Annotated in this window: 13 protein-coding genes; 9 read left to right on the top strand and 4 right to left on the bottom strand. The window is 68.8% G+C overall.

Annotation, left to right across the window (positions count from 1 at the left end; translation table 11 throughout):
- The 3 genes from LCC91_RS00730 to argC all read right to left on the bottom strand — a co-directional run bounded on the left by LCC91_RS00730 (nucleotide 1) and on the right by argC (nucleotide 1,672).
- Complete coding sequence (locus LCC91_RS00730) at nucleotides 1-396, bottom strand: type II toxin-antitoxin system VapC family toxin (RefSeq protein ID WP_058616672.1); 396 nt, start codon at nucleotides 394-396, stop codon at nucleotides 1-3.
- A complete protein-coding gene (locus LCC91_RS00725) occupies nucleotides 393-638 on the bottom strand; it encodes a FitA-like ribbon-helix-helix domain-containing protein (protein ID WP_058616671.1) in 246 nt (81 codons plus the stop codon). Before LCC91_RS00725 ends, LCC91_RS00730 begins: the two co-directional genes overlap by 4 nt.
- Before the next feature lie 113 nt (nucleotides 639-751).
- On the bottom strand, nucleotides 752-1,672 hold the full coding sequence (gene argC / locus LCC91_RS00720) for an N-acetyl-gamma-glutamyl-phosphate reductase (protein WP_043699572.1): 921 nt from the start codon (nucleotides 1,670-1,672) through the stop codon (nucleotides 752-754).
- Between the two features lie 220 nt (nucleotides 1,673-1,892).
- Here argC and sucC point away from each other — a divergent pair, with 220 nt between their 5' ends.
- The 5 genes from sucC (at nucleotide 1,893) to LCC91_RS00695 (ending at nucleotide 5,555) form a co-directional block, all read left to right on the top strand.
- Nucleotides 1,893-3,059: an ADP-forming succinate--CoA ligase subunit beta gene (gene sucC, locus LCC91_RS00715; RefSeq protein ID WP_058616670.1), complete on the top strand. Its 1,167-nt coding sequence runs from the start codon at nucleotides 1,893-1,895 to the stop codon at nucleotides 3,057-3,059.
- A 29-nt stretch (nucleotides 3,060-3,088) separates the two neighbouring features.
- Nucleotides 3,089-3,982, top strand: coding sequence for a succinate--CoA ligase subunit alpha (sucD, locus tag LCC91_RS00710; protein ID WP_043699576.1), 894 nt, complete (start codon nucleotides 3,089-3,091; stop codon nucleotides 3,980-3,982).
- A gap of 115 nt (nucleotides 3,983-4,097) precedes the next feature.
- Entirely contained in the window at nucleotides 4,098-4,871 is a 774-nt protein-coding gene (locus tag LCC91_RS00705; protein ID WP_052231445.1) for a Stp1/IreP family PP2C-type Ser/Thr phosphatase, read from the top strand.
- Complete coding sequence (locus LCC91_RS00700) at nucleotides 4,837-5,196, top strand: FHA domain-containing protein (protein WP_224440975.1); 360 nt, start codon at nucleotides 4,837-4,839, stop codon at nucleotides 5,194-5,196. Before LCC91_RS00705 ends, LCC91_RS00700 begins: the two co-directional genes overlap by 35 nt.
- A gap of 116 nt (nucleotides 5,197-5,312) precedes the next feature.
- A complete protein-coding gene (locus tag LCC91_RS00695; RefSeq protein ID WP_224440974.1) occupies nucleotides 5,313-5,555 on the top strand; it encodes an FHA domain-containing protein in 243 nt (80 codons plus the stop codon).
- A gap of 72 nt (nucleotides 5,556-5,627) precedes the next feature.
- Here LCC91_RS00695 and pyrF read toward each other — a convergent pair whose 3' ends face one another.
- Nucleotides 5,628-6,461, bottom strand: a complete 834-nt coding sequence (pyrF, locus tag LCC91_RS00690) for an orotidine-5'-phosphate decarboxylase (RefSeq protein ID WP_043699578.1) — start codon at nucleotides 6,459-6,461, stop codon at nucleotides 5,628-5,630.
- A 56-nt stretch (nucleotides 6,462-6,517) separates the two neighbouring features.
- Here pyrF and LCC91_RS00685 point away from each other — a divergent pair, with 56 nt between their 5' ends.
- The 4 genes from LCC91_RS00685 to LCC91_RS00670 all read left to right on the top strand — a co-directional run bounded on the left by LCC91_RS00685 (nucleotide 6,518) and on the right by LCC91_RS00670 (nucleotide 13,337).
- Nucleotides 6,518-8,032 carry a DHA2 family efflux MFS transporter permease subunit gene (locus LCC91_RS00685; RefSeq protein WP_082007499.1) on the top strand — a complete coding sequence of 505 codons (1,515 nt, stop codon included), beginning with the start codon at nucleotides 6,518-6,520 and terminating at the stop codon, nucleotides 8,030-8,032.
- Nucleotides 8,033-8,378: 346 nt separating this feature from the next.
- Nucleotides 8,379-11,768, top strand: a complete 3,390-nt coding sequence (locus tag LCC91_RS00680) for an MHYT domain-containing protein (protein ID WP_185974882.1) — start codon at nucleotides 8,379-8,381, stop codon at nucleotides 11,766-11,768.
- The gene (locus tag LCC91_RS00675; protein WP_082007501.1) at nucleotides 11,752-12,843 is read left to right on the top strand and encodes a response regulator; all 1,092 of its coding nucleotides are present in this window, start codon (nucleotides 11,752-11,754) and stop codon (nucleotides 12,841-12,843) included. Before LCC91_RS00680 ends, LCC91_RS00675 begins: the two co-directional genes overlap by 17 nt.
- 161 nt (nucleotides 12,844-13,004) lie before the next feature.
- Nucleotides 13,005-13,337, top strand: coding sequence for an SMR family transporter (locus LCC91_RS00670; RefSeq protein WP_043699625.1), 333 nt, complete (start codon nucleotides 13,005-13,007; stop codon nucleotides 13,335-13,337).
- Nucleotides 13,338-13,356 lie beyond the last annotated feature (19 nt).

Raw genomic sequence — 13,356 nt, 5'->3', positions numbered from 1 at the left:
TCACACTTCGAGCAGCAGCCGCGCTCGCCGCGGAAAGGCGTTCGCCAGTTTCTTGTCTGCGGTCACGAAATCCACATCGAGGAAGTCAGCAAGCGCGACGTACTCGCAGTCGTAGGCCGAACACCGGCTGGCCTCACTCAGGCGCAAAACAGACGCCGTATCGACCTCGTATTCTTCGGTGTCGATGATTTCCGATGCGCGCTGGAAAAGCGCCAACGCGTCCTGCAGCGCCATCTTCTGGGTTCGCACATACGTCGCCAAGATGTTGCGCAATTCGCTGCGCCACAACCGAGGCACTGCCCATACGGGATCGCTCTCCAGCAGGGCCTCCGCACTCGCCGTGTATCGTCCGGGAATCAAGAGGTATGCAATGACGTTGACATCCACAACGATCATGCACGCCCCTCGCGTTTCATCCCGTCGATGAGCGTGTGGTCAAAGTCCGTCGCTTTCAATCGGGCCCGCACCGCCCGGATGGCGGCCAAGTGCTCCTGAGCAGACAGGCGGCGCGGAAAGACCTGGGACTGCAGCAGAGCGATGATTTCGCCGTTGAGGCTCCGATGATTCGCTGCCGCGGCCTGCTTCAATCGCTCGTACACATCGTCCGGAACACCTTTCAAGGTCAGCGTGACGGCCATCTCGCGCTCCTTTGCGTTATGTCGCGTCATGATGACACCTTGACGCGGTGTTTGACAACCGTGCCCGTAAAGCCATCCCGATCACGGTCTCCGGGGAAGCCCCCAACGCCCGCTCACACCCCCAGCATCAGCCGCAGGTTCTGCACCGCGGCGCCGCTGGCGCCTTTGCCGAGGTTATCCAGCCGCGCGACCAGCAGCGCGTGGCGGTGCGTCTCGTTGCCGTAGACGCGCAGCTCCAGCCGGTCGGTGCCCGCCAGCGCCACGGCGTCGAGCTTGCCGTCCGCCGTGGGCGGCTCGACGCTCACCCACGCGCTGCCGGCGTAGTGCGCCGCCAGCGCGTCGTGCAAATCGGCCGCGCGCACCTGCCCCGGCAACAGGTCCAGGTGCAGCGGCAGCTGCACCAGCATCCCCTGCGGGAAGTTGCCCACCGACGGCACGAACAGCGGCCGCCGCCGCAGCCCCGTGTAGGCCATGATTTCCGGCAGGTGCTTGTGCTGCAGTCCCAGCGCGTACAGCTCGAAGGCCGGGGCCTGGCCGGACTCGTAGGCCTCGATCATCGGGCGGCCGCCGCCCGTGTAGCCGCTGACGCTGGGCAGCGTCAGCGGATGGTCGGGCGGGATCAGGCCCGCGTCGACGAGCGGACGGATCAGCGCGATCGCGCCCGTCGCGTAACAGCCGGGGTTGGCCACGCGCTCGGCGCGGCGGATCGCCTCCGCCTGCCCCGGCGTCAGCTCGGCGAAACCGTACACCCAGCCGGGCGCCACCCGGTGCGCGGTGGAGGCGTCGATCACACGCGGGGCGCGCCCCGTCTCGGCGCGCAGCGCCTCGATCATCGCCACCGACTCGCGCGCTGCGTCGTCGTGCAGGCACAGGATCACCACGTCCGCCTGCGCCATGCACGCGCGCTTGGCGGCGGGGTCCTTGCGGCGCTCGGGGTCGATCGACAGCAGCGTCACGCCGGGGACATCCTGCAAACGTTGCCGGATCTGCAGGCCGGTGGTGCCCGCTTCGCCATCGATGAATACCTGGGCCATCGCGAGATACTCCGAGGGGTTGATTGTCAGCGTTGCACAAGGTTTGTGCGACGCACCATGATACAGTTCGCGCTGTCCCGCGCTGGCCCGCCAGCCCTGCCGCGCCGCCCCGTTTTGGGGCGTCCGCGCACTCGTGCGCGCGTCCGTGCGAGCGGCGATCCCGCTCAACGGCCGCTGGGCGGACCTCCCGTCAGACGCCACCACTTCAGACAGGAACCACATGAAGATACACGAGTACCAAGGCAAGGAAATCTTGCGTCAGTTCGGCGTGCCGGTGCCGCGCGGCATCCCGGCCTTCACGGTGCAAGAGGCGGTCGAGGCGGCCCAGAAGCTCGGCGGCCCGGTGTGGGTCGTCAAGGCCCAGATCCACGCCGGCGGCCGCGGCAAGGGCGGCGGCGTCAAGGTCGCCAAGTCCATCGACGAGGTGCGCGAGCTCGCCGGCCGCATGCTGGGCATGCAGCTCGTCACGCACCAGACCGGCCCGCAGGGGCAGAAGGTGCGCCGCCTCTACATCGAGGAAGGCGCCGACATCGGCAAGGAGTTCTACGTCTCGGTGCTGACCGACCGCGCGACGCAGAAAGTCGCCTTCATCGCCTCCAGCGAGGGCGGTATGGACATCGAGGAAGTCGCGGCCAAGACGCCCGAGAAGATCGTCAAGGTGTTCGTCGACCCGCTGGTGGGCCTGACCGAGGCGCAGGCGCGTGAGCTCGCCGCCGGCATCGGCATGGAAGGCCACACGGCCGACCAGGCGGTGACGCTGTTCCAGAACCTGTACCGCTGCTACATGGAGACGGACGCGTCGCTGGTCGAGATCAACCCGCTCAACCGCGACTCCAAAGGCAACCTGATCGCGCTGGACGCCAAGTTCAACTTCGACAGCAACGCGCTGTTCCGCCACCCGGAAATCGTCGCACTGCGCGACCTCGACGAAGAAGACCCGGCCGAAGTCGAGGCCAGCAAGTACGACCTCGCCTACATCAGCCTGGACGGCAACATCGGCTGCCTGGTCAACGGCGCGGGGCTGGCGATGGCGACGATGGACACCATCAAGCTCTTCGGCGGCGAGCCGGCCAACTTCCTCGACGTCGGCGGCGGTGCCACGGCCGAGAAGGTCACCGAGGCCTTCAAGATCATGCTGCGCAACCCGAACGTCAAGGCCATTCTGGTCAACATCTTCGGCGGCATCATGCGCTGCGACGTGATCGCCACCGGCGTCATCGCCGCGTGCAAGGCGGTCAACCTCAACGTCCCGCTGGTGGTGCGCATGAAGGGCACCAACGAGGAGCTGGGCAAGCAGATGCTGGCCGAGTCGGGGTTGCCGATCATCAGCGCCGACACCATGGCCGAGGCCGCGCAGAAAGTCGTGGCCGCCGTCGCGGGCCGCTGAACCGCCCTTGCCGAGAAGGAACGCACACCATGTCCATCCTGATCAACAAAGACACCAAGGTCATCACCCAGGGCATCACCGGCAAGACGGGCCAGTTCCACACCCGCATGTGCCGGGACTACGCCAACGGCAAGAACTGCTTCGTCGCGGGCGTCAACCCGAAGAAAGCCGGTGAAGACTTCGAGGGCATCCCCATCTATGCCAGCGTGCGCGACGCCAAGGAGGCCACGGGTGCCACGGTCAGCGTCATCTACGTGCCGCCGGCCGGCGCGGCCGACGCGATCTGGGAAGCGGTGGAGGCCGACCTGGATCTCGTCATCTGCATCACCGAAGGCATCCCCGTGCGCGACATGCTGATGGTGCGCAACAAGATGAAGGCCAAGGAGGCCGCCGGCGGCAAGAAGACCCTGCTGCTCGGCCCCAACTGCCCCGGCCTGATCACGCCCGATGAAATCAAGATCGGCATCATGCCCGGCCACATCCACCGCAAGGGCCGCATCGGCGTCGTCTCGCGCTCCGGCACGCTCACGTATGAGGCCGTGGCGCAACTGACCGAGCTGGGCCTGGGACAAAGCTCGGCCGTGGGCATCGGCGGCGACCCGATCAACGGGCTCAAGCACATCGACGTGATGAAGATGTTCAACGACGACCCGGACACCGACGCCGTGATCATGATCGGCGAGATCGGCGGGCCGGACGAGGCCGAAGCCGCCCGCTGGTGCAAGGACCACATGAAAAAACCCGTCGTCGGCTTCATCGCCGGTGTCACCGCGCCGCCGGGCAAGCGCATGGGCCATGCCGGCGCGCTGATCTCGGGCGGTGCCGACACCGCCGAGGCCAAGCTCGCCATCATGGAGGAGTGCGGCTTCAAGGTCACGCGCAACCCGTCCGAGATGGGCAAGCTGCTCAAGAGCCTGCTCTGACGGCGCGCCCCACCGCACACGGCCCCGATGCCCCGCCCCGTGCGGGGCATTTTTCTGGGCACAGCGGCTACACTGCAGGCTCCGGCGTCGCGCCATATCGCTTCTGCGCTGCCTGATGTTGTCGTACCGCTTTGCGTGCGCCACCGACCCCGGCCGTGTGCGCCCGAACAACGAAGACACCGTTCGCATCGAGCCCGACATCGGTCTTGTGGTGGTGGCCGACGGCTTGGGCGGCTACAACGCGGGGGAAGTGGCCAGCCGCCTGTGTTGCGACACCGTCGCGGAGATCGTGCGCACCGCGTCAACCCCACGCGCTGCCGACGAACGGCTGCGCAGCGCCATCGAGGCGGCCAATCAGCGCATCCACGCGCACGCCCAGCGCCACGCCGCTTATCATGGCATGGCCACCACCGTCGTGGCCGTGCTCGTCAGCGGCGAACAGCTCACGGTGGCCCACGTGGGCGACTCGCGCCTGTACCGACTGCGCCACGGGCGGCTCGTTGCCCTGACGCGTGACCACACGCTCGTGCAGGAGTACATCGACGCCGGCTGGCTGCACCCGGATGACATTCACCACGTGGATTACCGCAACATCGTCACGCGGGCGGTCGGGGCCTTGCCCGCGGTCACCGTCGACGTGGCAAAGCACACCGTGCAGGCGGGCGACACCTATTTGCTGTGTTCTGACGGATTGACCGAAATGCTCAGTGATGCCGAGATCGAGGCGATCCTGTGCAACGCACCCCTCGGGCCAGCCACCGCGCTGGCGCTCATCGACGCGGCCAACGCGGCAGGCGGCAGCGACAATATCGCCGTGGCCATGATTTACTGCACCAACACCGGAGGGAGCCCCCATGCCCACGCTGATCATCACGCTCGATGGACGTGAGCTGCAGCGCGTCCCGCTCACGCGCCCCCGCACCACCGTGGGGCGCCGGCCATATAACGATATCGTGATGGAACATCTTGCCGTCAGCGGCGAGCACGCGGTGTTCGTGCTCCAACCCGACGGTCGCGTACAGGTTCTGGACCTCAACAGCACCAACGGCACCTACGTCAACGGGCGCACCATCGTCTCGGCCGACATCGGCCCCAAGGACGTGATCGAAATCGCGCGCTATCAGCTGCGGCTCGCGGACGAATCGCCCCCCTTCCCACCCCCCGGCCCGCACCGCACACCCCGCCGGCGCACGGACCGCAGCCCCCGACGTTGACGGAGCGAACCGATCCGCCCAATCTCACGGCCACGCCGGCCACCCCCGCACCGGCCCCAGTAGCACCAGCCCCCGCAGCGCCGCCCACCCCCCCGACGCCTGCGGCACACATCGTCGTGCTCGACGGACCGGCGGCCGGGCGTACATTGCCGCTGACCAAACCCAGCACCACCATCGGCAAGCCCGGCACCGCGGTGGCAGTGGTCGAGCGCTGCTCAGCCGGCTACCGCCTCACCCAAGCGGCAGGTGAGGCACCGGCACGCCTCAACGGACAGCCCCTGCCGGCCTCGGGTGCGGTGCTGCACGATGGCGACATCATCGCGCTGGCCGGCATCCATGTGCAATTCCGCACCGCCTGAAGAACGACAGCGCGGCCTGCCGGTGCCGCGTGTCAGCCAGCGGCCGTTGGCGGCACAGCGCCACTCCAAACCTCAAAGCCACAACGCGGCGCGCGTTCGCTGTGCCTCGGCCCGTGCCGCGACTGCGAACCCATCGTCGCCGCTGGCGTACAAAATGGCGCGAGAAGAATTCACCACCACTGGCCCAGTCGTGCGCCCCTGCGCGTCACCGCGCCAGCCGGCGCGCACAGTGGTCGCGGCGTCCCCGCCCTGGGCGCCGACGCCGGGAATCAGCAGCGGCACCGTCGGCGCGATGGCGCGCACACGCTCGATCTCCTGCGGGTAGGTGGCCCCCACCACCAGCCCCATCTGGCCGTTGCGGTTCCACGGCCCCTGCGCCAGCGCCGCGATGTGCTCGTACAGGCGCGGCTCGCCCGGCACATCGGCCAGCCGGCGCGCCTGCAGGTCGTCCCCGCCGGGGTTGCTGGTGCGGCACAACAAAAACACCCCCTTGCCGTGATAGCGCAGGTACGGCTCCACCGAATCGAACCCCATGAACGGTGACAGCGTCACCGCGTCCGCCCCGTAGCGCTCGAACGCCTCCTTGGCGTATTGCTCCGCGGTGCTGCCGATGTCGCCGCGCTTGGCATCCAGGATGATCGGCACGTCCGGCGCGGTGACGCGGATGTGCGCCATCAGGCGCTCGAGCTGGCCCTCCGCCCCGTGCGCGGCGAAGTACGCGATCTGCGGCTTGTAGGCGATCACCAGGTCCGCCGTCGCGTCCACGATGGCGGCACAGAAATCGTACAGATGCGCGGGGTCGCCACGCCAGCGCCCTGGCAGCCGCGACGGCTCGGGGTCGAGGCCGACACACAAGCGCGAGCGATGGCGCTGTTCGGCCGCCAGCAACATCTCGATGAAGTCCATGGCCGCATTGTAGGCAGTCCCCCCGGCGGAACAGTCCTCAGCGCTATGATGCCGCCATGCCCGCTGACGACCCGCGCCGTCCCACAGGCAACGACACCCCCTCCAGCCCCAATCCTGCAGCCCTCGCGGACAGCTTGCAAGCGCTGCAAGCCCGCTATGGTGAGCGATATCGCTGGCGCTTGCTGATGTCGGTCATGGTCGGGGCCATCGCGGCGCTGATGTCGTCCACCGTCGTCAACGTCGCCATCCCCGAACTCAGCCACCACTTCACGCTTGGCCAGGATCAAGCCCAGTGGGTGACCTCGGGCTTCATGGCGGCCTCGGTGGTGGCCATGCTGACCACACCGTGGATGTTGGCGCGCTTCGGCTTTCGGCGCACTTACGAGCTGTGCATGCTGGTGCTGCTGCTGGGGGGCATCCTGGGCGGCGTGGCCACCCACTATCCGTGGGTGCTCGCAGCCCGCATCGCCGAGGGAGTCGCCGCCGGCATCGTGCAGCCCATCCCCGCCATCATCATCCTGCGCGCCTTTTCGCCCAGCGAACAAGGGCGTGCCAGCGGCCTCTTTGGCATGGGTGTGGTGCTGGCACCCGCGCTGGGCCCGAGCCTGGGCGGCGTGCTGGTGGAACTGGCAGGCTGGCGCTCGGTTTTTTTCATGGTCGTGCCCTTCGGCCTGCTGGCGATCGCCCTGGCCCGCCGCTACGTCCCCGTCACCGCACCGGGCGGTGTGGCACCACAGCCCGATCTGGCACTGGACCGCTGGGGCCTGCTGATGGCCAGCGCGGCAACGCTGACGCTGCTGACAGGCCTGGTGAGCCTGCACGCGGGCCCGCCGCTGCAGGCGGCTCTGCTGCTGGCCGCGTCGGCGGCAGCGCTGGCGGGCTTCGTGGCGTGGCAGCGCCGCCGCCAGCGCCACGGCAACCCCGCGGCCCTGCTGTCACTCGACGTTTTCGGCCAGCGGCACTTCGCCGCAGGCGGCCTGGTGGCGCTGATCTATGGTGCCGCCCTGTTTGGCTCGACCTACCTCATTCCGTTGTACCTGCAAATGGGCATGGGGCTGTCGGCGGCACACGTGGGCACCTTGCTGCTGCCCGCGGGGCTGGCGCTGGCGGGCACCATCGCCATGGTAGGCCGACTCGCCGACCGCCAGCCCCCCCATCGCCTGGTGCAATCGGGGCTGGCGCTGCTGGCACTGTCGTTCGCGGCGTTCGGGCTCGTCGACGGGCACACGCCGCTGGTGTGGCTCGTGGCGCTGGTCATACTGGGCCGCGTGGGCTTGGGCTTTGTGCTGCCCTCGCTCAACCTGGGGGCGCTGCGGGGTCTGCCCGCAGCCCACTTGCCGGCGGGCTCCAGCGCCATCAACGTGCTGCGCATGCTGGGTGGCTCGGTCGGTGTGAGCCTGAGCGGCGTCGTGCTGCAGTGGCGGCTGGCCGTCCACGGTGCAACCATCGCCGCCGGCACACCCGGCCCACGCCTGGCCGCCTTTGCCGAGACCTTTGGCCTGCTTGCCGCCTTGTGCGCGCTCGCCTGCTGGCGCGCACGGGCGCTGGGTCCCACCGGGCCCCAGCGGTAACGGCTGTCCGCGCGGCACCGCCATGGTGCCGCCTCGCCCGCGCCCCGCACACGGGCGCTGTCGCCAGTCCACGCACTGCACGACACCCCCGACTGCCCCGCCCCGTGCGCGGGCACAGTCGCCGTCGGGCTCACGCAACGCGGCTGGCCACTGCCGGCGTGGCGCGCCAGCCCTGTGCCGGACATTTGCCTCACGCACGCTTCACCAACATCGCAATTACCGCTACAGTGACAACCATGGCGATGGCCACGGACTGCCTCGCTCGCACCGGGGGGCAGCGGCAACCGGCTCGTTGCCGCGCGATCCCTCTACCACTCAACGACAGACACAATCGACCGGTATGCGCGTGAGCTGGCAAGAATGGTTCGTGTGGGGTGATACCGTCGGGCCTCTGGCGCCTGCCGTATGGGACGCCTGGCTCGTGGCCCTGTCGATCGTGATCGCCTGCGCGGGGGGCGTCGCCGCCATGCAGCTGTGCGCCATCGCCCGGCGGCCCGATGCCTTTGGCCCCACCGTCTCACGCGCCGCCTACGCGCTGGCTGCGTTGGGTATGGGCAGCAGTGTGTGGGGCATGCACTTTATCGGCATGCTGGCGGTGGACATTTGCCAACCGGTGCGCTACGACCCGTGGATCACGGGGCTGTCCATGCTGCCCGCGCTGATCGCGTCGTGGGTGGGTCTGCGCATGTACGCCCGCCCGGCCCCCGCTGTGGCCGGTTCGGCGGGCCCGCCAACTCGGCTGCGCTGGCCCCCGATTCTGTGGGGTGGCCTGTGGGTGGGGGCGGGCATCGGAACCATGCACTACAGCGGCATGGCCGCGATGCGCATGGAGAGCACCCTGCGCTACGACCCGATGGGCTTTGCGTTGTCCATCGTGGTCGCCGTGGTCTTGGCCATCATCGGCCTGGGCGCGCGGGAGTGGCTGCGCCACCGGGGACGGATGCGGGGTTTCCAGGCAAACCTGCTGGCGGGTTTGATCCTCGGCTTGGCCACGGTTGGCATGCACTACACGGCCATGCGCGCGTCGCTCTTCATCGGGCCGGTGGACCTGGCCTACCCGCGCTGGTCCAACCGGCAAGTCGAATTGGCGCTGGCGGTGGCGGGCGCGCTGGTGGTGGGGTTTGGCTTTTCTTGGGGAGCGCTGGGGCTGCTCAGCTACCGCACGCTGCTGCAGCGGCTACGCGAGCGCGAGGCGCTGCTGTCGACCATCCTCGACGACATGCCGCTGGCGGTGCTGCGCCTGACCGTGCACGATGACGGCACGACGCTGCCCGCACTGGTCTCGCGCGCCGTGCAAAATCTCGTCGGCCTTCCAGCAGAGGGCTACCTAAACCGTCAGTGGACGCTGCTGCAGCGCATACACCCAGACGACGTCACCGCTGCGCACCAAGCCTTCAACCACGCCTTGGAGACGCAGCAACCGCAGCGCTTCGAGGCCCGGGTCCGCCACGAAAGCGCGGGCTGGCGGCACGCGCTGGTGTTGGCCACGTGCTACCGCAACGAGCGGCAGCGGCACTTGCACATTTACGCGCTGGACATCACCAACGAGGCGCGCATCAGTCGCGAGCGTCGTACGCTGCTGGAGGCCATCGACCACATCGCTTGTCGCGCCATCTTGTCCACCGACCGGCGCTTCGTCGAGGTCAACGACACGCTGGCGCACGCCTTGGGTTACTCCGCAGCAGAATTGGTGGGCCAACCCCACGCCGCCGTGTGGCCCGAGGATGAACAAGCCGCTCAACAATACGAGCAGCTGTGGAGCGCGCTGCTTGATGGCTACGAGGAGCAAGGGTTTTTTCCGCGCAAGCGGCGCGACGGCAGCATCGTATACCTGCAAGGGGCGTACCGCCCGCTGCTCGACGACGACGGGCGCGTGCGGGCGGTGCTCAAAATCGCGCTGGATGTTACCGACCGCGAACGCACCGTGCAGACACTGGAGAAGACGCGCGCGCAGCTGCAAGCCGCGCTGGCCAGCCGAACGGTATTTTTTGCCAGCTTCAGCCACGAAATCCGCACGCCGATGAACGCCATCCTCGGCTACGCGGAGCTGCTGCGCGAGGCGCTGCCCATCAACAGCGCGGAGCGCGAACAAGTCGACATCATCGTCAACGCGGGACGGTCGCTGCTGCGCATCCTCAACGACTTGCTCGACGCCGCCAAGCTCGAGCGCGGCGAATTCAAACTCGCCCCTACACCGGTGGTGCTGCCGCGGCTGTTGCATGGGTTGATCTCGCGTTTTGGCGTGCTGGCGCAGCCCAAGGGGTTGCGGCTGCAACTGGACGTGGACGATGCGCTGCCCGCGTGCATCGAAGCCGACGGCGACCGGCTGGAGCAGATCCTGAGCAACCTCATCGGCAACGCGCTGAAGTTCACCGAGCGCGGCCACGTCACCGTGGGCGCGCGGCGCGCCGACGCGCAAACCCTGCACCTGTGGGTGGAGGACTCCGGCATCGGCATCCCCAAAGAGCGGCAACAAGCCATTTTCGAGCCGTTCGTCCAGGCCGACGCCGTCACCACCCGCCGCTATGGCGGCACGGGCCTGGGCATGACCATCGTCAAGCGCCTGGTCGAGCTCATGCAAGGGGAGCTGAGTTTGCAGAGCGAGCCCGGCGTGGGCACACGCATCGACATTCGCCTGCCACTGCACGTGCTGCCGACCCACGACTGTGCGGAGGCGGCACCGCCGCACAGTCCCGCCGCCGCAGCGCCCGATGCCGCACTGCCCCCGCTGCGCGTGCTGGCGGCCGACGACGTCGAGCAAAACCGCACGCTGCTGCACACGCTGCTGACCCGCTGGGGACACGCGGCGTGTGTGGTCGACGGTGGCGAAGCACTGCTTGCCCGCTATGCGCAAGACCCCGCCGCGTGGGACGTGGTGCTGCTCGACTTGCATATGCCCGAGCTTGACGGGCTGCAGACATGTCAGCGGCTGCGTGCGCTCGAGCACGAGCGCGGCCTGCGGCCCATCCCCGTCTACGCGTTGACCGCCGCGGTGATGGAAGAAGATCGCCGCGCGGCGGCGCAAGCGGGCATGGACGGCTTTTTGGAAAAACCCATCCATCCCGCGGCGCTGCGGCACGTGCTGCAAGCGGCGGCCGAGCGAGCGGGCGCGGTCATGGCTGCGGGATCGGCGGGCGAAGGTACCCACACCGCCCCAGCGCCCACAGCGGCCGACAAAACGGCTGCCGGCCCGGTCGTGGACGCTGAACAGGGCCGCGCCCTGTGGCATGACGATTGGCTGCCGCGCGTCCGCCAGTGGTGGGCGGAGATGGCCCCCCAGTGGGCAGCGATGCCCACGTGGGATCGCACGGCGTGGCACCGCTGTGCGGGTGTTGCCGCCAATTTGGGATTGGCGGCACTGGCCGCGGCCGCGCGTGCGTGCGAACAGGCCCTCGTGCGTGGCGAACCTGCCCCCGTGGACGCGGCGCAGCGGGCGGTGCACGCCACGGCCGCTTGGCTGCAAGAGAGCGACAGCAGCCGCGCGTCGGCAGCGGCTCCCCCTGCGGCGCCCGCGGCTGACGCGTTGTCCGCGCCCCCCGCCCCCGCCATCGTGCAGCGGCTGCGCCGCGCCTGCCAGCGCGGCGAGGTGGACGAGCCTGCGCTGCAGGCCTTGCGGCAAACCCACCCCACCGTCGCCCAAGTGCTGCAGCAGGCGCTGGACAACTTCGACTTTGACGGCGCGCTGCGCTGCCTACAAAATTTGGGCCAGGAGACCACGGATGCAGCCCAACCATGACACCTCGGGACCGTTCGAAGCGTGGGCCGAATGGCTTGGCCCGCCTCGGCTATTGCTGGTGGACGACGAGCCGATCAACCTCCAACTGTTGCGGCGGGTGTTGGCGGACGACTACCAGCTCTCCTTTGCCCGCAGCGGCGCCGAAGCCCTGCAGCGCGTGCGCGAGGTACCCCCCCGGCTGATCGTGCTCGACATCATGATGCCGGGGATGAGCGGTCACGACGTCATCCGAGCCCTCAAAGCCGACCCCGCCACGGCCCACATCCCGGTGCTGTTTTGTACCGCGCTGGGGGCGGAGGAAGACGAGACACTCGGCTTGGAACTCGGGGCGGTGGACTACATCACCAAGCCCATCTCGCCCCCGGTGTTGCGCGCCCGCATCCGCACCCACTTGGCCCTGGTGCAAAGCAGCGAGCTCGAACGCACGCGGCTGGAGATCATCCGGCGCCTGGGCCGTGCGGCGGAGTTCAAGGACAACGAAACCGGGCACCACGTCATCCGCATGAGCCACTACTCGCGGCTGATCGCGGAGCAGCTGGGTGCGCCGCCAGGGTTTTGTGACACGCTGCTGCACGCGGCACCGATGCACGACATCGGCAAGATCGGTACCCCCGACGCCATCCTCCTCAAGCCCGGCAAGCTGGACGCCGCGGAATGGGCCGTCATGCGCCAGCACCCCCAGATCGGCGCGGACATCATCGGCGACGACCCGAGCCCGCTGCTGCGCATGGCGCGCACCATCGCGCTGCAACACCACGAAAAATGGGACGGCAGCGGCTACCCGCACGGGCTGGCGGGCGAAGCGATCAGCGTCGAGGCGCGCATCGTCGCCGTGGCCGACGTGTTCGACGCGCTGACCAGCCAGCGCCCCTACAAACCCGCGTGGCCGCTCGAGCGGGCGCTGGACCTGTTGCGTGCGGAAAGCGGGCGGCATTTCTGGCCGGACGCGGTGCAGGCGCTGCTGGCGCGCATCGACGACGCGTGGGCCGTCCGCCAGCAGTGGCTGGACGACGGGCCGGAGAAGGGCACGCAAGGCGCGCCAGCGACGACGGATGCGACGGTCAGCCCCCCCTGACCGCACCGCCTGACACCCGCACGCCCCGCAAGGGGCGTCTCCCCGCGTCCGATCACGGAAGCACGCGGTGGCCCGCGACCCCGCCGTCGCGGGGTTAACATGGCGCCTCCTGCATCCCCGGGCGACCCATGCGCCCGTACGAACCGATTCGAGCGCTCGACATGAACCCCTGGCTATTGCTCGGTCTGGCCATCGTCGCGGAGGTCATTGGCACCTCCGCGCTCAAGGCCAGCGACGGCTTCACGCGCCTGCAGCCATCGGTGGTCGTCGTCGTGGGCTATGGCGTGGCGTTCTATTGCCTGTCGCTGGCGCTGCGGCATATCCCCGTTGGCGTGGCGTACGCGGTTTGGTCGGGGCTGGGCATCGTGCTCATCACGCTGGTGGCGTGGGTGGTCTATGGCCAGCGCATCGACGGGCCCGGCCTGCTGGGCATGGGCCTGATCATCGCGGGCGTGCTGGTGCTCAACCTGTGGTCCGACAGCGCCGGGCATTGATGCGCCGCGCCCTCACACC

The sequence above is a fragment of the Tepidimonas taiwanensis genome (assembly GCF_020162115.1).
Taxonomy (GTDB): Bacteria; Pseudomonadota; Gammaproteobacteria; order Burkholderiales; family Burkholderiaceae_C; genus Tepidimonas; species Tepidimonas taiwanensis.
Note: the sequence above shows the minus strand (reverse complement) of the source record. Positions and strands in the feature narration are given on the sequence as shown.